At 66.2% G+C, this 20,505-nt stretch carries 24 protein-coding genes and 1 tRNA gene; 20 read left to right on the top strand and 5 right to left on the bottom strand.

The window, feature by feature from the left end:
• The first annotated feature begins 35 nt into the window (after nucleotides 1-35).
• A complete protein-coding gene (locus tag B9A95_RS14350) occupies nucleotides 36-1,424 on the top strand; it encodes a DUF2252 domain-containing protein (RefSeq protein ID WP_212648331.1) in 1,389 nt (462 codons plus the stop codon).
• 61 nt (nucleotides 1,425-1,485) lie between these two features.
• Here the strand turns inward: B9A95_RS14350 and rpsO are convergent, their stop codons facing one another.
• The gene (gene rpsO / locus B9A95_RS14345; protein WP_084047938.1) at nucleotides 1,486-1,761 is read right to left on the bottom strand and encodes a 30S ribosomal protein S15; all 276 of its coding nucleotides are present in this window, start codon (nucleotides 1,759-1,761) and stop codon (nucleotides 1,486-1,488) included.
• 226 nt (nucleotides 1,762-1,987) lie between these two features.
• Here rpsO and B9A95_RS14340 point away from each other — a divergent pair.
• Nucleotides 1,988-2,062, top strand: a tRNA-Thr gene (locus B9A95_RS14340).
• A 62-nt stretch (nucleotides 2,063-2,124) separates the two neighbouring features.
• Here the strand turns inward: B9A95_RS14340 and B9A95_RS14335 are convergent.
• On the bottom strand, nucleotides 2,125-3,156 hold the full coding sequence (locus B9A95_RS14335; RefSeq protein ID WP_084047937.1) for a ComEC/Rec2 family competence protein: 1,032 nt from the start codon (nucleotides 3,154-3,156) through the stop codon (nucleotides 2,125-2,127).
• Complete coding sequence (locus B9A95_RS14330; protein ID WP_084050741.1) at nucleotides 3,153-3,458, bottom strand: DUF3006 domain-containing protein; 306 nt, start codon at nucleotides 3,456-3,458, stop codon at nucleotides 3,153-3,155. The genes B9A95_RS14335 and B9A95_RS14330 overlap by 4 nt, the downstream gene beginning before the upstream one ends.
• Nucleotides 3,459-3,532: 74 nt before the next feature.
• On the opposite strand from B9A95_RS14330, the gene B9A95_RS14325 reads away from it, so the two are divergent.
• From B9A95_RS14325 to der, 14 genes are all read left to right on the top strand, one after another.
• Nucleotides 3,533-4,078: a GNAT family N-acetyltransferase gene (locus B9A95_RS14325; RefSeq protein WP_084047936.1), complete on the top strand. Its 546-nt coding sequence runs from the start codon at nucleotides 3,533-3,535 to the stop codon at nucleotides 4,076-4,078.
• A gap of 594 nt (nucleotides 4,079-4,672) precedes the next feature.
• On the top strand, nucleotides 4,673-6,067 hold the full coding sequence (locus B9A95_RS14320; protein ID WP_084047935.1) for a TldD/PmbA family protein: 1,395 nt from the start codon (nucleotides 4,673-4,675) through the stop codon (nucleotides 6,065-6,067).
• On the top strand, nucleotides 6,064-7,431 hold the full coding sequence (locus tag B9A95_RS14315; RefSeq protein ID WP_084047934.1) for a TldD/PmbA family protein: 1,368 nt from the start codon (nucleotides 6,064-6,066) through the stop codon (nucleotides 7,429-7,431). The genes B9A95_RS14320 and B9A95_RS14315 overlap by 4 nt, the downstream gene beginning before the upstream one ends.
• 68 nt (nucleotides 7,432-7,499) lie before the next feature.
• Nucleotides 7,500-8,654 carry a calcium/proton exchanger gene (gene cax / locus B9A95_RS14310; protein ID WP_084047933.1) on the top strand — a complete coding sequence of 385 codons (1,155 nt, stop codon included), beginning with the start codon at nucleotides 7,500-7,502 and terminating at the stop codon, nucleotides 8,652-8,654.
• Between the two features lie 103 nt (nucleotides 8,655-8,757).
• The gene (gene mqnE / locus B9A95_RS14305; RefSeq protein ID WP_084047932.1) at nucleotides 8,758-9,909 is read left to right on the top strand and encodes an aminofutalosine synthase MqnE; all 1,152 of its coding nucleotides are present in this window, start codon (nucleotides 8,758-8,760) and stop codon (nucleotides 9,907-9,909) included.
• Nucleotides 9,909-10,229, top strand: a complete 321-nt coding sequence (locus B9A95_RS14300) for a hypothetical protein (RefSeq protein WP_084047931.1) — start codon at nucleotides 9,909-9,911, stop codon at nucleotides 10,227-10,229. Before mqnE ends, B9A95_RS14300 begins: the two co-directional genes overlap by 1 nt.
• Complete coding sequence (locus B9A95_RS14295) at nucleotides 10,226-10,573, top strand: nuclear transport factor 2 family protein (protein WP_084047930.1); 348 nt, start codon at nucleotides 10,226-10,228, stop codon at nucleotides 10,571-10,573. The genes B9A95_RS14300 and B9A95_RS14295 overlap by 4 nt, the downstream gene beginning before the upstream one ends.
• Entirely contained in the window at nucleotides 10,570-11,082 is a 513-nt protein-coding gene (locus tag B9A95_RS32295) for a hypothetical protein (RefSeq protein ID WP_139806796.1), read from the top strand. The genes B9A95_RS14295 and B9A95_RS32295 overlap by 4 nt, the downstream gene beginning before the upstream one ends.
• Nucleotides 11,079-11,318 carry a hypothetical protein gene (locus B9A95_RS14290; protein ID WP_084047929.1) on the top strand — a complete coding sequence of 80 codons (240 nt, stop codon included), beginning with the start codon at nucleotides 11,079-11,081 and terminating at the stop codon, nucleotides 11,316-11,318. The genes B9A95_RS32295 and B9A95_RS14290 overlap by 4 nt, the downstream gene beginning before the upstream one ends.
• A 37-nt stretch (nucleotides 11,319-11,355) precedes the next feature.
• Nucleotides 11,356-12,201 carry a menaquinone biosynthetic enzyme MqnA/MqnD family protein gene (locus B9A95_RS14285; RefSeq protein ID WP_084047928.1) on the top strand — a complete coding sequence of 282 codons (846 nt, stop codon included), beginning with the start codon at nucleotides 11,356-11,358 and terminating at the stop codon, nucleotides 12,199-12,201.
• 109 nt (nucleotides 12,202-12,310) lie between these two features.
• Complete coding sequence (locus B9A95_RS32290; RefSeq protein WP_139806795.1) at nucleotides 12,311-12,571, top strand: hypothetical protein; 261 nt, start codon at nucleotides 12,311-12,313, stop codon at nucleotides 12,569-12,571.
• Nucleotides 12,572-12,721: 150 nt separating this feature from the next.
• Nucleotides 12,722-13,120, top strand: a complete 399-nt coding sequence (locus tag B9A95_RS14275; RefSeq protein ID WP_084047926.1) for an MGMT family protein — start codon at nucleotides 12,722-12,724, stop codon at nucleotides 13,118-13,120.
• 87 nt (nucleotides 13,121-13,207) lie between these two features.
• Nucleotides 13,208-14,110 carry a hypothetical protein gene (locus B9A95_RS14270; RefSeq protein WP_139806794.1) on the top strand — a complete coding sequence of 301 codons (903 nt, stop codon included), beginning with the start codon at nucleotides 13,208-13,210 and terminating at the stop codon, nucleotides 14,108-14,110.
• A 680-nt stretch (nucleotides 14,111-14,790) separates the two neighbouring features.
• Nucleotides 14,791-16,116 (top strand): ribosome biogenesis GTPase Der, encoded by a 1,326-nt coding sequence (gene der, locus B9A95_RS14265; protein ID WP_084047924.1) that lies wholly within the window; start codon nucleotides 14,791-14,793, stop codon nucleotides 16,114-16,116.
• A gap of 116 nt (nucleotides 16,117-16,232) precedes the next feature.
• Here der and B9A95_RS14260 read toward each other — a convergent pair whose 3' ends face one another.
• The gene (locus B9A95_RS14260) at nucleotides 16,233-16,586 is read right to left on the bottom strand and encodes a hypothetical protein (protein ID WP_084047923.1); all 354 of its coding nucleotides are present in this window, start codon (nucleotides 16,584-16,586) and stop codon (nucleotides 16,233-16,235) included.
• 91 nt (nucleotides 16,587-16,677) lie between these two features.
• Between B9A95_RS14260 and B9A95_RS14255 the strand changes: the two genes are divergently transcribed.
• The gene (locus B9A95_RS14255) at nucleotides 16,678-17,790 is read left to right on the top strand and encodes a PQQ-dependent sugar dehydrogenase (protein WP_084047922.1); all 1,113 of its coding nucleotides are present in this window, start codon (nucleotides 16,678-16,680) and stop codon (nucleotides 17,788-17,790) included.
• A 141-nt stretch (nucleotides 17,791-17,931) separates the two neighbouring features.
• Here the strand turns inward: B9A95_RS14255 and B9A95_RS14250 are convergent, their stop codons facing one another.
• Complete coding sequence (locus tag B9A95_RS14250; RefSeq protein ID WP_084047921.1) at nucleotides 17,932-18,411, bottom strand: GreA/GreB family elongation factor; 480 nt, start codon at nucleotides 18,409-18,411, stop codon at nucleotides 17,932-17,934.
• 147 nt (nucleotides 18,412-18,558) lie between these two features.
• Between B9A95_RS14250 and B9A95_RS14245 the strand changes: the two genes are divergently transcribed.
• From B9A95_RS14245 to B9A95_RS14235, 3 genes are all read left to right on the top strand, one after another.
• Nucleotides 18,559-19,038: a hypothetical protein gene (locus B9A95_RS14245; protein WP_084047920.1), complete on the top strand. Its 480-nt coding sequence runs from the start codon at nucleotides 18,559-18,561 to the stop codon at nucleotides 19,036-19,038.
• 100 nt (nucleotides 19,039-19,138) lie between these two features.
• Complete coding sequence (locus tag B9A95_RS14240) at nucleotides 19,139-19,735, top strand: hypothetical protein (RefSeq protein ID WP_084047919.1); 597 nt, start codon at nucleotides 19,139-19,141, stop codon at nucleotides 19,733-19,735.
• 130 nt (nucleotides 19,736-19,865) lie between these two features.
• Nucleotides 19,866-20,393: a DUF1003 domain-containing protein gene (locus B9A95_RS14235; protein ID WP_084047918.1), complete on the top strand. Its 528-nt coding sequence runs from the start codon at nucleotides 19,866-19,868 to the stop codon at nucleotides 20,391-20,393.
• Nucleotides 20,394-20,505 lie beyond the last annotated feature (112 nt).

Raw genomic sequence — 20,505 nt, 5'->3', positions numbered from 1 at the left:
TGGCACGCGCCTTGCTGGTGTGGCACGCTGGAAAAGTGACCGTGTCCCATGTCCTGCCCTCGCGCCCCCTGCCCTCCCGTGAGGAACGTACGGCCTGGGGCCGCCACCTGCGCCACGTCCTGCCCCGCAGCGCCCATGAGGTCCTGCTGCCGCCAGAGGAAGACCGCAACGTACTGGCCACGCTGCGGGCCGGAACCGAGGGCTGCCTACCGCACCTCGTGCCGCTGCGCTTCGGGCGGATGGCCGCCTCGCCCTTCGCCTTTTTTCGGGGCACAGCGGGGCGGATGGCCGCAGATCTCGCCCGCACGCCCGTCACCGGGGAACGGGTGCAGGCGAGCGGCGACGCCCACTGTGCCAACTTCGGGGCCTTTGCCACCGGCGAGCGCCACCTGGTCTTCGATCTCAACGACTTCGACGAGACGCTGCGGGCCCCCTGGGAATGGGACATCAAGCGGCTGGCCGCCAGCCTGGTCCTGGCCGGACGCACCGCTGGGCATACCGAGCGCGAGGCCCGCGCATCGGCGCAGGGGGCCGTGCGCGCCTACCGCCTCCACACCCGCACCTACGCCACGCTGCCGCACCTCGACGTGTGGTACGACCGCATCGACGCTTCCGAGGCGCTCGCGGACATGGGGGCCGACACCCGCCGGCACGGCCACGAGATGTTCAGCCGGGCGCGGGAGCGCACCCACTTGCATACCCTGCGCAAGCTCGCCGAGCGGACGCCAAACGGCTGGCGGCTGCGGGATGATCCCCCGCTGCTGGTCCACACCGACGACCCACGCCTGGAGGGCTGGGACGTCTCCGGCTGGCTGGACGAGGTGCGCGGCTGCTATCTGGACACGGTACCTCCGGACCGCCGGGCGCTGCTCGCGCGCTACCACCTCGCCGACTGGGCGATGAAGGTCACGGGCGTGGGCAGCTGTGGACGGCGCGTGCTGGTGCTGCTTCTGGCCGCAGAGGGCGACGACGTGATATTCCTACAGGCCAAGGAGGCCCGCTCCAGCGTGCTTGAACCCTTTGCCGGCGCGGCGGAGACCCGCAGTGCGGCACACCGCGTGGTGTTCGGCCAGCAGCTGATGCAGTCGGCCACCGATCCCTTTCTGGGCTGGGCGACGTGCGGGCCGCACACCTTTTATGTCCGGCAACTGCGGGATATGAAGGGACGCTTCGATCTGGAACGCGTACGCTCCCGCACCCTGGAGGAGATCGGCGAGCTGTGCGGCTGGGCCCTGGCCCGGGCCCACGCCCGCACGGGCGACGCGGCGGTCACGGGCGCCTACATGGGCGGCGGCGAGCGCTTCGACTGCGCCGTGACCGCCTTTGCCGCCGCCTACGCTGACCAGGCCGAGCGCGACCACGCTCAGCTGGTGCAGGCAATTCGTGGCGGCGAGATCGAGGCTGAGGCCCACCCGGAGGACTGACCAGACCGACACCTGCAGCGCCGCCCCCACGAGGAGGGCGGCGCTGCAGGTGCGGTGAGCTTTAGCGGACGATGCGCTGGCCGCGGCGAATGCCGAGCTGATCGGTCAGGGCGATGTACTCGTCGTAGCTGGTGCGCTCCAGGTACTTCAGCAGGCGGCGGCGCTGACCGTTCATCAGCTGCAGGCCGCGCTGGCCGTGCTTGTCCTTCTTGTTCTCGGTCAGGTGACGGGCGAGGTTCTGGATGCGCTCGGTGAGCAGGGCGATCTGCACAGCGGTGCTGCCGGTGTCGCTCGCGCTCTTGGCGTGGGCCTGGATGGTCTTTTGCTTGTCGATCACGTTGTACCCTCTACTGTTGTGAAGTCCCGCGCGCAGCAGCCAAAGTTGGCCTCGACCACTTGCGGCGGCAAACGCCAGGGTAACACACTGGGCCGCACTGCGTCTCGCCTGCAGAAACCACTGCTCTCAGCGGCCCCCGCTCAACCCGCGTTTGACAAGTGCTGGCCCATCGTCTACCCTTGTGCGTGCAGCATTTTTGCCCCAGGGCTGCGGTAGACCGGCAAACGCCAGTGTAGCTCAGGGGTAGAGCAACTGATTCGTAATCAGTAGGTCGTCGGTTCAAATCCGACCTCTGGCTCCAGAACGAAAGACCTCCGCCTAGGCGGAGGTCTTTCGTTGCTCGCAGAGGCGGAACCCCTCTCCTCAGCGGTCCGTCGTTGCCGTGTACGTCCCGTCGGCGTTGCCCGTAAACGTCACCGTACCCTGACGGTCCGTGCGGTAGACCCGGATGCCATTTTGCTTGTACAGGTCCAGTGCCGTCTTCGTCGGATGGCCGTAGCTGTTCTCACCCACGCCGATCACCACGTTTTCGGGGCGCACGGCGGCGAGCCAGGCAGCGTGGTCCCCGTTGGCCGCCCCGTGATGAATGCTCTTGTAAACCTGGAAGGGACCCTTGACCTCAGCGCGGTCCTCTGCCAACCAGGCCGCGGTCTCGGGCTTCTCGCTGTCGCCGGTCATCAGCGCCCGGAAGTCGCCGAATTCCACGCGCAGGCCCACGCTGTTCTCGTTCTGATCGTCACCCATGCCGGGGGGCGGGGCGATGACGCGCACCTTCACGCTGCCCAGGTTGATGAGCTGCCCGTTGGCCTTTTGAAAGGTGGTACCCGCGTCCTTCAGGACCGAGACGAGGCGCTCCCACGTCCGGGTGGTGCCCGCCAGGCCGTTGTTGATAAAGAGCGTCGGCTTGGCCTGCTCGGCGGCCACCACCAGTCCGGCGATGTGATCGGCGTCGGCGTGGCTCGCCACCATCAGGTCGAGCTTGTCCACCCCGTAGGTCTGGAGGTGACCTTTCATCCGCTCGCTGCTGCGGCCCCCGTCATACAGCAGCGTCTTGCCTTCTGGACTCCGAATCAGCACGGCGTCGCCCTGCCCCACATCCAGAAAACGGATGGTGACCTGACCAGTGGGCCCATCTGGTGCTTTCTGCTGGCCCCCGCCGTGACCCATCCGGTCGGTGCAGGCGGCCAGGCCGATGGTGAGCGCCAGCACCAGCAGGCCCAGCTTGTCGGAAGTCGTGGGTCCGTTGGGACGCAGGCCACCCCGGCCTGCCCCAGCACGTTTGGAAGAGGCGCGCGCCCCTTTCGTTCCACCGCTCTTGGAGGTTCTGGCAGGCGCTTTGGGCGAAGTCGTCTTGGGCGCCGACGCTCTGCGGGAGGCGGGTTTCTTGTCGCTCATAGGTTGATCTCCCCGTCTCCCACCGCTGCGGCGTTCAGCACGTCCAGGCGGCGCTGGGCCTCCTCGCGCCGGGCCCGCGTCTCAGCCTCCAGCACGCGGACCACCGCACCGTCGGGGCCGTCCTCTACCCCCAGCAGGTCACCCTCACGCACACCCGGCGGCAGCGCTTGCCTGGGCAGATCGAAGGTGGAACCGTCCTCCCGCTCCAGCCGCGCCACCGGGCCACGCGGCGTGTCTTCCAGCCCGTCCACCGTCCAGCGCTCCTGCCGCCCGCCCTGTGTGCCTCCCCCGTTGTCCTTCACGCTCACAGCGTAGCGTCCCTGTCCCGTTCTGTCTCTCCCCCCACTGGACCGGGGACCCGCCCTACACTGCCTCCATGCACCACGACCTTCAGCTGAACGGCGGTGACCTGACCCTGCGGCCTCTGGGGGAGGCGGACATCTTGCCGCTGTGCCTGCTCGCGCAAGACTGCCTGCCCGAGTTGCAGCACATGAGTACCCCGCCGAGTCACCCCGCGTACTACCGCTTGGCCCTGGACGCGCCCGACGCCATGCCCTTCGCCGTGTATGTGGGCCGGGAGGTGGCGGGCACCACCCGCTACGGCGACATCCGGGCAGCCCACGCCGGGCTGGAGATTGGCTGGACCTGGCTTCATCCACGCTGGCACGGCAGCGGCGTCAACCGCCGGATGAAAGCGTTGCTGCTGGCCCACGCTTTTGAAGTCATGGGCATGGAAAGGGTGCAGATCAAAACCGACATCCTGAACACACGCTCGCAGCGTGCAATCGAGAAGCTGGGCCTGACCCGTGAGGGCGTGCTGCGCTCGCATATGCGCCGCCCGGACGGCACCATGCGCGACACGGTGATGTACGCGGTCACGCGGAGCGGGTGGCCAGAGGTACGCAGGCGTCTGACCGTCTAAAGGTCAGACTGTCCTCCCGCCAAAAAAAGCCTGCAGTCAGGTGGTGAACCCGCTCGGCGGTCCGGTCCAGTGAAGCCGAGCGCTTTCAACAAGACTGCTTTCCTTTGAAAGGAAGAAGCGTCACAGTAGGGGGGTGCTCCACCATCCACCACCTCCGCGGTCGAGCGTGAGGACCAGCTTACGGCGCTGCTGCGCGGGCGGTATGGCGGGCACCTGCTCACGCCGCTCGGGAATGGGGCCAGGGCGAGCGAGGCCGCGCGCAGGCTGGGTCAGCCCGCTGCGCGCACTACCCCGTTCGGCAGCTGCGGCCGGTGGTCGTGCGCCTGGTGGCTCCCGGGTTGCAGTCCCTGCCACAGCCGAGGATGGTTCAGTCCTTTCCCGAAACGCTGAGGAACGCTTTTCTGGACGCTGCCGGGCCTCCGCTGGCCGAGCACTGGTCCAGCCCTGGCCAGAAGGGTCTGGCACCGCCCTCTTTCGCCGTGCCCGGCACGCCGCGCGACCTCGTCCGCCTCCCTGCTGGCCGCTCTCATCAACACCATCCCGGTAACACGTCGCCGCTGACCGGGACCGCTGCAAACCCCGAAAGGCCCATCCATGCTGAATGAAACCCTGGCCGGTGAAGTGCTCTCGCTCGCGCGTGCGGGCGGCGCAGACTTTACCGAACTGTTTGTGGAAGACACCGTGACAACAGGTCTGCGCCTGCATCAGGGCGAGGTAAAGGACGCGGGCGGCGGCAACCTCTTCGGAGCCGGGCTGCGCCTGCTGTACGGCTCCCGTGTGGTGTACGCCTACACGAACGACGTGACGGCAACGGGCCTGCGCGACCTCGCGGGGCAGGTGGCCCGCGCCCGGGCAGGCTCGGGCGAGACGGACCGCGCCGGAACCGGCGGGCTGGACTTCCGGCGGGTAGACGCCCCTCCCCTGTACGTGGCCCGCGAACACCCCCTGCACGCTTCCAGCCGGGAAAAACTGGCCCTGATGCGCCGCGCCCACAGAGCCGCCGCCGGAGCACCCCAGATCAAAACGGTGGACGTAACGTACTCGGACCGCGTGCAGCGCGTGCTGGTGGCGAACAGCGAGGGCATGTGGGCCGAGGATGAGCGCGTCTGGACCCGTATGGGCGTGACCGCCATCGCCCAGGACGGCACCCTGCGTGAAACCGGCACCTGCAGCCCTGGCGCGGGGCAGGGCCTGGAATTCTTCGAGACCTTCAGGCCGGAGAGCATCGGCGCGGAGGCTGCCCAGATCGCGGGGGCGATGCTGCACGCCTCCTACGCACCCGCCGGCAAGCTGCCCGTGGTCATAGGCAACGCTTTCGGCGGCGTGATCTTCCATGAGGCGTGCGGGCATATTCTGGAAACGACTTCGGTGGAGAAAAACGCCAGCGTCTTTGCCGACAAGATGGGGCAGAAGATCGCGCACGAATCCGTAACCGCCATCGACGACGGCACCCTGCCGGGTGCGTGGGGCATGGTGAATGTTGACGACGAGGGCATGGCTGGACAGCGCACCGTCCTGATCGAGAACGGGGTCCTGAAATCCTTTCTGGTGGACCGGGTGGGCGAACTCAAGACAGGGTACGCCCGGACGGGCAGCGGGCGGCGGCAGAACTACACCTTCGCGCCCGCCAGCCGGATGCGCTCGACCTTTATCGACAACGGCCTTGAAACGCCAGAACGCCTGATTCGCCAGGTGTCTCACGGCATCTACGCCCGCACGATGGGCGGCGGCAGCGTCACGCCCGGCACCGGCGACTACAACTTCGCGGTGAACGAGGCGTACCTGATCCGGGACGGCGAGATCGCCGAACCGCTCAAGGGGGCCTCACTGGTGGGCAATGGCGCGCAGGACCTGCAACACATCGTGGGCGTGGCGGGTGACCTCGCGCTTGGTCAGGGCATGTGCGGCAGCGTGTCCGGCTCACTGCCCACCGATGTGGGGCAGCCGCACATCCTAATTTCGGAAATTACCGTCGGAGGCCGCGCATGACGAAGAGTGCAGAAGTCCAGACCGCCCAGCTCAGCCTCGAAGGCGCCCGCGCCTACCTGCTGGACCGGGCGCGGGCGCGCGGCGTGACGCTGGAGGTGTACGGCGAGCGCGGTACGTCTACGGGCGTGCAGGCCTTTGGCGGCGAAGTCAGCGAATTCAAGCTCTCGGCGCGGCAGGGCGTGGCGCTGCGCGTGGTGGTCGGCGGCGCGTGGGGGCACAGCTACACCGAAAACCTTTCCCGGCCCGCGCTGGACCGGGCGCTGGATATGGCTGTGGAGAACGCCGAACTCGTCGCGCCCGAGGCTGGGGCGGGCGTGCAGCACTGGCCGCCCCCACCCGAACTCGACCTGTACGGTGAGGGCCTGAGCGGCGTGACGGTGGAGCAAAAGGTGGACGTGGCACTGGAACTCGACCGCGCCGCCCGGGACGCTGACCCACGCGTGGCGAGCGTGCCCTACGGCGGCTATGAGGACGGTGACACCCTGCGCCTGGTGGGCAACACCGCCGGGCTCGGCCGCGAGGCCCGCGAACTGTACGCCATGGGCTACGCCTACCCCCTGGTCACGGAAGGCGGACAGCACAAGATTCAGGGCGACTGGCAGTTTACCCGCGAGTTCACGGAACTGGACCCCACCCGCACTGCCCTCTCGGCAGTGGAAAAGGCCGTGGCGTTGCTGGGCGCGAAAGCCGCCCCGAGCGGCACCTTTCCCGCCATCCTCTCGGGGGAGTGCCTGGGGCAACTGCTTGCCCTTTTCGCCCCCATGTTCAGCGGACAGATGGTGGAGGAAGGCAAGAGCCCCCTGGCTGGACGCCTCGGTGAGGCCGTTGCCTCCCCGCTCGTCACCCTGACCGATGACCCCACCCTGCTGCGCGGCCTACAGTCCCGCGCCTTCGACGCCGAGGGCTGCCCCAGCGTGCCCCTGACCCTGATCGAAGGGGGACGACTCTCGGCCTTTCTGCACAACGCGGCGACGGCGGCACGGGCGGGGACGGTCAGCACCGGCCACGCTTCCCGCCAGGGCATTCAGGGGACTGTGGGCGTGGCTCCCAGCAACCTCGTCCTGCACGCGGGCGGAGCGCAGGCCGCTCGCCTGAGCGCCGGACTGACCGGCGTGCGGGTGACGGGCGTGTCGGGCGGCCACGCGGGCGCGAAGCCCATCACCGGCGACTTCTCGCTGGAGGCCGAAGGCTTCTGGGTGGAGGGCGGCGAGGTGGCACATCCGCTGGAGGTCTTCACGGTGGCGGGCAACATCCTCGATCTGCTCGTGGGGATTGAGGCCGTGGGGCGCGAGTTGCGCGAGACCCAATACGCGGTGAACGCGCCCGACGTGCGGGTGGGAGCGCTTGCCATCGGGGGAATGTAGGCCGCGAGCGGTGGCGGTTGGCCTTCAGCCTTTCGCCATCTGCCCTCCGTCCCATTACACTCCCACCCATGATCATGAACCTGCTGCTGATCTTCCTGCCGATCAGCCTGCTGCTGGAGTACGTCTTCAAGGCACCACCGCTGTGGGTGTTTTTCACGGCGACGGTGGCGATCATTCCGCTCGCCGACTGGCTGCGAAAGGCCACCGAGCAGATCGCCGCGCGGGCCGGGCCCACCATCGGCGGGTTACTCAACGTCACCTTCGGCAATCTGGCCGAGCTCATTATCGCCATCTTCGTGCTGCTGCAGGGCAACACCACGGTGGTCAAGGCGCAGATCACCGGCAGCATCCTGGGCAACGCGCTGCTGGGGCTGGGCCTCGCCATCTTGATCGGTTCGTTCGGGCGCACCACCCAGAAATTCAGTCGGCAAAACGCCGGGCAGCTCAACTCCATGTTGTTTCTGCTCGTTATTGCGCTGCTGATTCCGGCCCTGTTCGACTACACCGAGCGTCTGCCGGGCTTCACAGCGGGCGGCGAGGTGCTGAGGCAGAATCTGGACGAACACCTCAGCCTGGGCGTGGCGATTGTGCTGCTCGTCGTCTATGCCCTGAACCTGATCTACACGCTGGTCACCCACAAGGACGTCTTTGCCCTTGAGGACGAGGACCACGGACACGGTGACGGGCCGCTGTGGCCGGTATGGCGCGCGTGGGCCGTTCTGATCGGCGGCACAGCCCTCATTGCGCTGGAATCTGAACTGCTCTCAGGCGCGCTGGAGGCCACGAGCAGCACGCTGGGCCTCAGCCCTTTTTTCCTGGGAATCATCGTACTGGCCGTGGTGGGCAACTTCGCCGAGTACATTGCGGGCAGCTACTTCGCGCGGCAGGGCAAGATCGGGCTGGCCATCAACATCGCCGTGGGCGCGACCATTCAGGTGGCCCTCTTTACTGCTCCGCTGCTGGTCCTCATCTCGTACTTTATCGGCAAGCCCATGAACCTGGTGTTTTCCAGCCCACTGGAGCTCGTCGCCATCGTGGCCGTCGCGCTGACGGTCACCACCGTGACCAAGGACGGCGAGGCCACCTGGTTCGAGGGCGTGATGCTGCTGGCCGTATATCTGCTGCTGGCGCTGGCCTTCTTCTTCGTGACGCCGAAGGCGGAGGGTGAGAAAGCGGGGGCGATGCGGCCCCCAGCGGTGAACTCGACCCTCTCGGCGGCCTGAACTTTTCCCTTCTGGTGGGAGGCGTGTCCCTGACCCGGACACGCCTCCTCCCTTTGGGCCACCCGGGACACTTCCCTCCCCCGGCCAGGCGTACCATACCCGCATGAAGTGGCTGCGCGATCAGGCCCTCGCCCACATCGTGGACAAGGTGGAGGCGGGCGAACGCCTCTCTTTCGACGAGGGGATGCGGCTCTACCACACCCGTGATCTCAATGCCCTGATGCGGTTGGCGAACATGACCAAGAAGCGGCTGCACGGCGACAAGGTGTTTTTCGTCCACTCCATGCGGCTGGAGTTCACCAACATCTGCTACGTGGGCTGCACATTCTGTGCCTTCGCTGCCCACAAGGGCGAGGAGCGCGCGTGGGACTACTCACCGGGCGAAGTGGTGGAGCAGGTACGCCGCCGCTACCTGCCCGGCATCACCGAACTGCACATGAGCAGCGGGCACCACCCGAACCACAAGTGGGACTACTACCCCGAGATGGTGCGCGGGCTGCGGGACGCTTTCCCAGACGTGCAGGTCAAAGCGTTTACCGCCGCTGAGATCGAGCACTTCGCCAAGATCAGCAAGAAATCCACGCTGGAGGTGCTGCGCGAGTTGCAGGCGGCGGGCCTCGCCGCCTTGCCGGGGGGCGGCGCGGAAATTTTCGCGGACCGCGTGCGGCGGCAGGTGGCAAAGAACAAGGTCAAGGCCGACAAGTGGCTCCAGATTCACCGCGAGGCGCACTCGCTGGGCCTGCGGACCAACGCCACCATGCTCTACGGCCACATCGAGACGCTGGAGGAGCGGCTGGACCACATGCACCGCCTGCGCGACTTGCAGGAAGAAACGGGCGGCTTCCACGCCTTTATTCCCCTCGCCTTTCAGCCGATGGGCAACAGCCTCGCCCAGAACCTGGGGAAGACGGACTTCACCACTGGTTTGGACGATCTGCGTAACCTCGCCGTGGCCCGCATCTACCTCGATAATTTCCCGCACATCAAGGGCTACTGGGTGATGATCGGCTCGGAGGTCACGCAAGTGAGCCTCGACTGGGGCGTGTCGGACATCGACGGCACGATTCAGGAGGAACACATCGCTCACGCAGCGGGCGCGACTTCGCCGATGGCCCTCTCGCAGGCGGGCATGGTGAAGATGATTCAACACGCGGGCCGGGTGCCCGTGCTGCGCGACGCCTATTACAACGAGTTGGAAGTGTTCGGGAGAGGTGGCTTCGGCAGGGCGGGGTCAGGCGCGGAGGCGGCGGACTAATGAGCGCAACGCGGCAGCTGGGCGTCGGGCCGCTGCCGCCTCTCGTGTGGTTCAGGGCCCGACCCTCTGCGGCGCTGGGCCTCCCGGAAGGCTGGCAAACGGGGCTGATCCCCGCACAGCTGCTGTGGCCGGTGCTGGGGGCAATGGGGTGGGCCTCTCCCTATCTGGTGGAGTTCACCCTGCGCCTCTTTGCCCCACTCGGGGACGGCACAGGCTGGACCGCCTACTGCCCGATGGCGCAACCGCGTCTGCTCCGGCTCCTGCCCAGCCTGTGCCTGATCCTCATGGAGCTGAGGCGTGGGAAGATGCAGCGCCCATGACCCCCTCCCCCGAGCCGCTGGACGAGGTGCTGCGCCTCGACGATACCTGGAACGCCGCCTATCACCGCCGCGATCCCGCCATGATGGCGGGCGTGGTGGCCGACGACTGGATGGCCTTTTTCCCCGACGGCCAAGCTGTGTTCAAGGCCGATCTGCTGGAAGGCATGCGCCACAACCCGCCCGCTGCCCTGATGTTCGAGCGCCATGCCGCCCGGGTCTTTGGTGACACGGCGGTGACGCGCGGCACCCTATATGCCAACGGCGAGCGCCTGCAGAGCTTTTACCGGGTGTATGCGCGGCGGGAAGGCGAGTGGCGTGGAGTGAGCGTGCAGGTGGTGCCGTGAAAGCAGAGAGACAGTGCAAAATTTACAGCAAAAAGAACCTGATAGGAGCTCAGCCGAAGGCCAATTGCCCATACTATATCCATCCAGACTTCAAGCCGCACGCGCATGCTTTTTCTAAGGCTTTACCAATTGCCTTTGGCATCTCCACAACTTCTGAAACCATTATTTCTACGTGGAAGAGTGGAGAGAACCTTAGGGCTTTATGGTTTGTATCTGCACAGCCCAGAGGCACTTACCCCACCAACATGAGACGTGCTCCTCTCAATGACAGCCTTGTTAACACTGTTACCGACTCTCTTGAAGGAGCCAGCCAGCAGATACGTGGCCACCCGTGGCGCATCTTTGGCCTTGAAATTCAGGTCCGGGAAGAAGCTGTACAACTCCTCCTCGTTCTGCTCGACCGCCTCTGGCCCTCCAAGAAAACGGGGGTGCCGTCCGAAGAGCCGCTCTCTTCTGGTTTTGATGACAGCAAGCGGCCGGACAGTATGAATGACTGGGGCCGAATATGACCTTCCATTCCGTCTTCCTCGGAGCGGGAACGGCCTTCCTGCTTCCCTGGCTGCACCTCTCGACTTACGACGACTCGGCGTACCCGGTCTTCCCCACCCTCCACATGCGCTTGGGCCGGCCTCATGTGGAGGGAGAGGGCGTCTTCGCCGCCGTTTCGCCGTACGCCTGGCTCCTCCTCGCCTTTGGTGTGGTCTGCCTGGCCCTGCACCTCCTTTTGGGAAAGAACCGCGCGTGACCCGCAGGTTTCCCCTCAGCCCCGCGCGGAGCGCTTCATGACCTACCGCGCCGGCTGGATTCACTACACCAACGTCGCGCCCATCCTCGATTCGCTGACGCTGCCGCTGGGCGTCACGGCCATCACGGGCGTGCCCACCCAGATGAACGCCGCACTGCTCTCCGGCGAGGTGGACATCGCCAATATCAGTGCGGTGGAATTTATCCGGCACGCGGACCAGCTCGAAGCGCTGCCCGACTTCAGCGTGGCTGTGCTGGGGCCAGTGTATTCGGTAAACCTCTTTCATACCGCGCCGCTCCCTGAATTGCGCCGGGTGGCCCTGACCGCCCAGTCTGCCATGAGCGTGGCCCTGCTGGAGGTGTTGCTGCGGGAGCGCGGCCTGACCCCAACCCTCGAGCGGGCCGAGGGCGAGGCGCAAACGCTGCTGACCCAGGGCTACGACGGCGTGCTGCGCATCGGCGACAGCGCCCTGCGCGAATGGTACGGCGTGGTAGGCCCACTGACGCCCGAAACCACCATGACCAGCCTGCCCCATGCGGCCCGGGGCATCTGCGTCACCGATCTGGCCGAGGAGTGGTTCCGGCTGACCGGCCACCCCTTCGTGTTCGCAGTGTGGGCGTACCGCCGCGACAACCCGCCACCGCCGGAACTGGTTCAGGCCATGCGGGAAGCCCGGCGCGAGGGAATCGGGTACCTGGCAGACGTGGCGGGCAGGCATGCCTTCAAACTCGGTCTCCCCGAGCGGGTGGTGCAGCATTACCTCTGGAACTTCCGCTACCACCTCGAAGCGCCGGACCGGCTGGGCCTGCAGGAATTTGCGGACAAGGCCGTGCCCGGACACGCGCCGCTGAGGTTTGGACCCAGGCCGGGGCAGATGCGGTGAACCCCACGTCGCTGAGGCGGGGCTTGGAGGCTGGCGCTTCTGAACCCATCTGGAGAGGTGGTCTTCAGGACGCGCCCTCGCCACACCGCCGGCCACTGCGCCGCGTGCGTTGCTGTTCCACTCCTCTCTGACAGAGGCGTGCGCGGCCCTGCTGGAGGGCCCGGCAGAGGAGCTGCTCCCCCGCGTCTACGGCCTGCCCGGGACGGACCCACGCCCCAACGACTTTCTCCCCGAGGGATATGCCCGTTACCCCCACAAACCTCGCCCGCGCGGCGGTGGAAAACGGGCGGGCCGAACGGCAGATCGAGCGCAGCTGGGGCGGCGCCTGCTGGCCTTCCTTTGCCCCTGGCCGCCGGACGCCGATACCTAGAGCATGGGTCAACGTGCGGACTTCCTTTTGACCGGGCCCGGCGAGCGAAATGCGCATGGGGGAGAATGGGGCGCCGTGAGGGCTGCCCTTCCACGCGCGGCGCCATTCGGACAACTGCGCGAGGCGGGGGCACTGAGGTACGCTCCGGGCATGACGCCGGAAGCTCTTCAAGAAACGCAGGCCCACGGGAACTTCCGTCAGCGCGTACTTTCGCTGGTGGCGCGCATTCCGCCGGGGCGGGTGATGACGTACGGGCAACTCGCGCTGCTCGCCGGGCAACCCGGGCCGGGGGGCGCGCGGCTGGCGGGTTTCGTGATGGGCAGCCTGGCGGGCAAGGCAGGGGCAGGCGAGGAAGCGCTGCCCTGGCAACGGGTCATCAACGCGCAGGGAAAGGTCAGCACCCACAAACTGGGATTTGGCGACGTGCAGGAGGAATTGCTGCGATCGGAAGGCGTGGAGTTCGACGCTTCGGGGCGCTGTGACCTTGCCCGCTTGCAGTGGTGGCCCCAGGAGGAAGGCCGCGAGGAACCGCCGCAAGCGCTGCTCTAACGGAGCCCAGCCCCCACACCCCACCGGCCAGCCTCTGTGAAGAAACCCGGGGCAGAACGCCCCAGGGGGCGGGCGTATGCTGGGTCCATGTCTGTCAAGCGAGCGAGAAACAACGTGTGGACGGCGGGTGAGGCCCTGTCCTGGATGCTTGGGGTTACGCTCGGCCTGCTGCTGGGCGTCACGCTGCTGATCCTGACGCCCCGGCTGATGGCGGGCGCGGCCAAGAAGTCGGCTTCCACCACCTCCAGTTCGGCCAGCGCGTCCGCACAGAGCGGTACGGGCCAGCCCACCCAGAACGCGGCGGGTGGGGAGGAGTCCAGCCAGAGCGCCAGCACGGGGCAGGGCAGCGAGTCGGAGTCGGGCACGCCCCAGGGCGACACGGGCCGCAGCGACGCGGTACCCAACGCGGACCCCCAGGGTGGCCTGGACGGCAACATGCAGGCTGAAGGCACGGGCAAGGACACCACCACGGGCGGCAAGGCCGGGCGCGATCCCAGCGCCAACGGCAGCGGACGTCCCGGCGGGGCCACGGCGGGCGGCAACACCACGGCCGGCACCCAGCAGAGCGGCGAGAACCAGGGTGGCCCAGGCAGCCGTGACACGGGCGTGGTCAGCGAAGACGGCATGTCCGAGGGCAGCACCACCCGCCAGGGCGGCGATGCGGGCGGCACGGGCGACCAGCCCAGTGCTCAGGCCCCTGGCACTGTGGGGACCCCGACCAAGGGCACCGAGAACACCATGACCAGCGACGGAGCCACCGGCAGCGATACGGTGACCGAAGACAGCGAGAACACGACCACCAAGAAGGCGGGCAAGCCTACCGACAACGGCGAGGGAAGCGTCAAGGTCCCGGCCGGAACCCAGGGCATTGACACCGCTGCGGGTGGAGCCGCCTCCAGCACGCCGGGTCAGGGTTCGGCCGAGAACCAGGCCGGAACCTCCACGCCCCCCGTCCAGGACGAGAACGAGGCCAGCGGCAGCCAACCCTGAGCCTGTCCCCCCGAGCGCCCCTTTCTCAGCAGAGGCGGCGCTCTTTTTTGTGCTGCCTTTTTGTCGAGGCAATAAAAAAGCCGCCTTCTTCGGCGGTGATGGAGATAAGATATCCCAGAATACACAGGATGTCAAGTTATGCAGCTTGAAAGCCGGACAAAAGTCTGCATATTCAGGGAATGAGGGTGTCAACGACGTTGGAAGTGGCTGGTCTCGATGCTTTCGTCGAGCCGTATCGCGGTCTCTTTGGTGATCGACGGCTCTTTGCGGGGTTCTGCGGCGCGGTCGCTGGGATCCTGGCGAGTGGATCGACACGGGTACGGCAGATGGCCCGGGTCACACCCACGCTGAGCGCCGTTTGCGGCGGTTGATTCATCACCAGGATCAGCGGACCGAGCTGAATGCGGAGAGGCGATGTAAGCCGCACCCCCCTTACTTTTCAGGCGGCAGGCCTGGGATAGAGTGTTCAGTCTATGGTTCGCTCAGCCTCGAAGCAGGCGGCGGGCAGCGGCGAAGGAACCCCATGACGCCGGGGCCACTTCGACACCGAAAGGAGCGTCGAACATGCCCCTAGACTCCAGTCTTCCAGCGCCCTTGTGCTGGGTTTGCCTACAGATTTCCGTCTGGGTGTCTTCTCTTACTTGCTCCGCTCGCCGCTCTGGTGGGCGCGGAGGATAGATATGCATAAAGTTGCGATTGTGGGCCGCCCGAACGTCGGCAAGTCCAGTCTGTTCAACCGCCTGGTTGGGCGTCGCGAGGCCGTGGTGGCCGATTTTCCAGGCGTGACGCGGGACGCCAAAGAAGGGTTGATGCTCTACCACAACCACCGCATCACGCTGGTGGACACGGGCGGGCTGTGGAGCGGCGACGAGTGGGAACAGGCCATCCGCGAGAAGGCCGAGTGGGCGATGGAAGGCGCGCAGGCCGTGATCTTCGTGCTGGACCCCCGCGAGGGCCTGTCGGCCGCCGACTACGAGGTGGCCGAGTGGCTACGCCGCGTAGGCAAGCCGGTGATCGTGGTCGCCAACAAGATCGACAGCCCCAAGCACGACGTGTACCTGGCAGAACTGTGGGGCCTTGGCTTCGGCGATCCCGTGGCGATCAGCGCCGAGCACGCGCGCGGCCTGGACGAACTGATGGACCGCGTGATGGAACACCTCCCCGCCGACGACGAGGACGTCCCCGAAATCGCCCCCATCCGGATCAGCCTGATCGGGCGGCCCAACGTGGGCAAGAGCAGCCTCTTGAACGCCATTACTCAGAGCGAGCGGGCCATCGTGGCGGACCAGCCCGGCACCACGCGCGACAGCCTGGACGTGGAGTGGAACTACGGCGGCCAGCGCTTCGTGCTGGTGGACACGGCGGGCATCCGCAAGAAGCCCGACACGGCCATCGAGGACTACGCGATCCAGCGCTCTCAGGCCGCCATCGGGCGCAGCGACATCATCTGGTTGGTGGTCAACGCCACCGAGATTGGGGACCACGAGCTCAAGCTCGCCAACCTCGCCTACGACAGCGGCAAGCCCGTGATCGTGGTGGTGAACAAGTGGGACCTCGTGCCCGACGAGGACCTCAAGCGCACCGAAAAGGACCTCAACCAGAAGCTGCACCACATCTCCTACGCGCCGCGCGTGTACACCTCGGCGGTGAACGACTACGGCATCCACGACATGCTCGCCGAGGCCATGAAGCTGCACGAGAAGTGGCAGAGCCGCATTCCCACCGCCGAACTCAACCGCTGGTTGGAGGTGTGGCAGATGCGTCAGGCCGTGCCAAACTTCCACGGCAAGAAGCTCAAGATGTACTTTATGACGCAGGTGGAGACGGCGCCACCGACCTTCGCCATTTTTTGCAACCGCGCCGACTTTGTAACGCGCGCCTACGAAGGCTTCCTGCAAAACCGTATCCGCGAAGACCTCGAGTTGGCGGGCGTGCCGGTGCAGCTTAAGTGGAAGGAAAAGGGGCCGTACAAGCGCGGCAAGAAGGGGGAAGAAGCGGAGGCGTAAGGGAGGGTGCAGGATTGCCCCTCGCACGCCCCTCTCTTCGGGCGCTGCGAGTCACCCCAATCTCTGGGTGGGCCCTCTCTCCTGCGGAACTCTACGGGTCCCACGGGCGGAGAGGGTCAAATTGATTGACCTTCTCGGCGCTCCCCCATCTCCTGCCAGTCCTCCCAGGCCAGGGCGGGCAGCAGGGCGAAGCTACCGACGAACAGGGTGGCGAGGGCGGCGGGGACCCGGAGGGCCGTTTTGCCATTCAGCACGAGGTACAGCGCCCCCAGGGTACCCAGCACGCCGATATCCATAAACATCACGCGGGCAAATGGGCTGCGGCGCAGCGTCTCGCGCGTGCCGAGATCGCCGGGACGCCCACGGCCCAGCACAGCAGTCATAAGGATCAGCACGAACAGCGAGGCGTACAGCTTCAGGCGCTCAGGTCCGGGGGAGCGGTACTTCTCGAGGGCTTGAGGGGCAGTCATGCTCCAGCGTAGCGCTGGGCTCGGGAGGGGGGGAGTTCCCCCTTGGCCTTTCCCTCATCCCCACACGTGGGTGGGGAGCGCACACTGAACCATGTTGCGCCCCGTTTGCCTGACCGCCCTCGCGGCCCTGCTGACCGTCTCCGTCCATGCCCAGTCCGCGCGGCAGATCAACTTCACCACCTACGCCACCGCTTTGCCCCAGGTCACCACCATCACGCATGGGGGTGATGGCTCGGGCCGCCTGTACGTCACGCTGCAAGGCGGGCAGGTGCGGTTGCTGGAGGGAGGCAAGGTGCGCGCCCAGCCCTTTCTCGACGTGAGCCGCCTGACGAGCGCCGGGGGCGAACGGGGTCTGCTGGGCTTGGCCTTCGATCCGGGGTACAAGCAAAACCGCCGCCTGTACGTGCATTACACGGACCGCAACGGTGACACGGTGCTGGCGCGGTACACGGCAACGGCAGACTTCAGCCGGGCCGACGCGGGCAGCGCGAAAATCATGTTCACTACCAAACAGCCCTACGCCAACCACAACGGTGGGCAGCTGGGCTTTGGGCCCGACGGCTTTCTGTATATGGCGCTGGGCGACGGCGGCAGTGGGGGCGATCCGCAGAACAACGGGCAGAACCTGGGCACGCCATTGGGCAAACTGCTGCGCTTCGACGTCCGGGGCGACGCGGCGAGACCCGCACCCGGCAATCCGTTTCTGAACCGTCAGGGCGCGAATCCCAACATCTGGGCGTATGGACTGCGCAATCCCTGGCGTTTTTCCTTTGACCGGGCCACGGGGGACATGATCATCGCAGACGTGGGGCAGAACACACTGGAGGAGGTCAACCGCCAGCCGCGCAGCAGCAAGGGCGGCGAGAACTACGGCTGGCGCGTGCGTGAGGGCGACCGCTGTTTCGAACCCGCGCAGGACTGCCGCACCGCCGGCCTCGTTGAGCCCGTGCTGGTGTATGGGCGCAGCGAGGGCCAGAGCATCACGGGCGGGTACGTGTACCGGGGCGCGGCGATTCCCGCCCTGAAAGGCCAGTACGTATTCGCCGACTTTGCCAGCGGGACGGTCTGGGCCGCGCCCGTGGACACCTGGAAGGCGGCGAAAATCGGCAGTGTGCAAAACCCCTCGACTTTCGGCGAGGGGGAAGACGGCGAGTTGTACGTGGCCGAGTATGGGAGTGGCCAGATTCTGAAGCTGGGACCTTAGCGCATTTGTCAAAAAGAGGACTTCGTTTTTGACTGAGCTCAGCGAGCGCACTTGAATGGGCCTTGGGGAGAGAGGAGCCGTGAGGGGTGCCCTTCCACGCGCGGCGCAATTCGGACAACTGCTCTGGGTGGGGTGCCTGCCTCAGGCCGTGATGCTCACCACCCGGTAGGTGGGGCGGCGCTTGCCAAGGTCCACCTCAAAAATTTCCCCTGGCGTGCGTCCCAGCAGAGCGCGGCCCACAGGGCTCTCGGTGGAGACGCGCGGCACCTGCCCGGGTGTGGCCGAGGCCTCCGGTGGACTGACGAGCTGAAGCTTGAGCTCCCGGCCCGTGGCCTCGTCCAGCAGCGTCACCACCGAGCCCAAGCGGGCCGGCCCGGCCCCGTCGCCCTCCTTGTGCTCGATCAGGACGGCCTGCGCCAAGGTTTCCTCGATGTCGGCAATGCGGTCTTGAATGGAGACGAGTTCGCGCTGGGCATCGGCCAGGCCCATGCTCTCGTTCTCGTTGGCGTGCATCTGTTCCTGCACCACGCGGCGGGCTTCTTCCAGCCGCTGATACTCGCGCTCCAGGTTCTGCTGAAGGCGCGTGAAGCCTTCGCGGGTCAGTTCGATCTTGTGGGTCACCTGCCGCCTCCCAGTCTGTTGTTGGGCGCATGGTGACATAGCGCTGCCGCCCATGCCCAGAACCTTAAACCTTGTCCGCAGCCTTTCGTAAGCTGCGCCAAGCGCCGGCTCATCTTCTGGAGGCGTGTGCCAGTCCACACTCCGGACATGAAGTCCAAGAGCGCTGCCCTGATTCTCGCCGCCAGCCTCACTGTTGCCGGAACCACGCCGCAGGCGCAGGCCGGCGTGGTGGAAAAAGCCCGCTTCCTGTTTCACCTTGGTGCGGCCTATTACGCCTTCAACACCTGGGTCTGGAAGCCGTACCGCCAGTACAAGTTCCAGGCGGGCGCGCCCAGCCAGAAGACCAACATCGTCAAGGCGGGGCTGGCGCTGGCCTTTGCCGCTACGCAGGTGAACGCCGCGATCAAGATGACGCGGAACACCAACGACCCCTTCCTGCAAAAGATCGGCTCGTTGCTGCCCAACTTCGGCAAATCGCTGAGCAGCGTGGCCAATAACCTGAAGGCTGGCCGCTTCGACGAGCAGGGCCTTCAGAGCCTCAACCGGCAGACGAACACCCTGCTGAACCTGGCCGAGAGCCAGGGCCAGCCCATCCGCCCGGTGGCCGTGCCGATTCCTGGGCTGTAACGAACGTTGGAGGGAAGCCGCCCGCACCATCGTGGGGCGGCATTTCCTCGCTGCGCTGATTTGGCCTGGACGGCACCAGGCAGTCACAGTACCCTGCCCCATGCCCTCCACTTCCCCAGACCGCCCCGCCGAAGCCGTGATTCTGGAGGGCTTTCGCCTCGCCCTGGCCGAGCTGTGGGCGAGTGACCGCCTGCTGATCAAGCGTGGGCTCAACGAGGCCAGCGTCGCGCACCGACTGGCCGTGTACCTGGAGCGCCAGTTTCCGGGCCTGCACGTGGACTGCCAGTACAACCGCAACAGCCGGGTGGAGGAAAGCACTTACGACTTTCCCTACATGAGCCGCACCCGCCAGCGCGACCTGCGCCGCAACCTGATGCGCCAGGGCCTGAGCGAGCCCGAAGCCGACGCCGCCACCGGGGCGGTGGCCCACGCCTATCCCGGCATCATCGTTCACCTGCGCGAACGCAGCGACTTCAACCTGCTTGTGGTGGAGGTGCAGGTCAAGGGCACCCGCCAGGGCTGGAGCGGTGAACACGACGCCAAAGACAAACTGCGCCGCTACACCTTGCAGGGCAGTGAGGGTCAGTTCCGCTACGGCCTGGGGCTATACGTGGAACTGAGCGTGAACGAGGCGGGCGAAGAGGTGACGGTGGTCGAAGAGTTCAGGAACGGCGAACGGCTGGAACGGAAGGACTAGTGTTGGAGCCGCAGAGGCGAAACAGGGCTTCATGCTGAACACTGACGCGGCTTCTTTTACCTTAAAGAGGTGCATCTCGACTCCCCTGAAGCGGGGAGCCACACTCTGCTTCAAGGAAGGGGGGAGTGAGATGGGGCAGAAAAGGGGAGCGGGGCAGTCCTTCGCCGACGTTGTGGGGAGAAATGCCACCGCCGTGCGGGAGATTCACCAAAGGGCGGAGAACCGGCAGACGAAACAGGACCAAATTGCGGACGCCATCACGCGGTTCACGGGCAGCATGCTCTTTGTCTACCTTCACCTCGCTATTATCGGCGGGTGGGTGGTCGTCAACCTGGGTTGGCTGGGAATCAAACCTTTTGACCCCTATCCTTTCGGCCTGCTCACCATGGCGGGTTCTTTGGAGGCCATTTTCCTCTCCACATTCGTCCTGATCAGCCAGAACCGCATGAGCGCGGCCGACGCCCGGCGGGCCGAACTGGACTTGCACGTCAACATGCTCACCGAGCATGAGCTGACCCAGCTGATCCGCCTGACCCACGCGATTGCGGAGCATCTGGGAATAGCTCCAGGCAGCGACGCGGCGGTGGAGGAAGCCATGCAGGACGTCAAGCCCGAGGAGGTGGCCAAGATCATGGAGGAAGAGGCCAAGACAGAGTGATGGCCGTTCAGGTGGGCGTAAGAGCACGCCCACGCTGAACAGCCACAGAGGTTTCCAGCGCTGTCTGGACCCTACAGGTCTGGTTGCCGAAAAACCTACGCTTTAAAACGTG

This window comes from Deinococcus hopiensis KR-140 (assembly GCF_900176165.1).
GTDB lineage: Bacteria > Deinococcota > Deinococci > Deinococcales > Deinococcaceae > Deinococcus > Deinococcus hopiensis.
The sequence above is the reverse complement of the archived record's forward strand: the minus strand, read 5'-3'. Positions and strand labels throughout refer to the sequence as shown.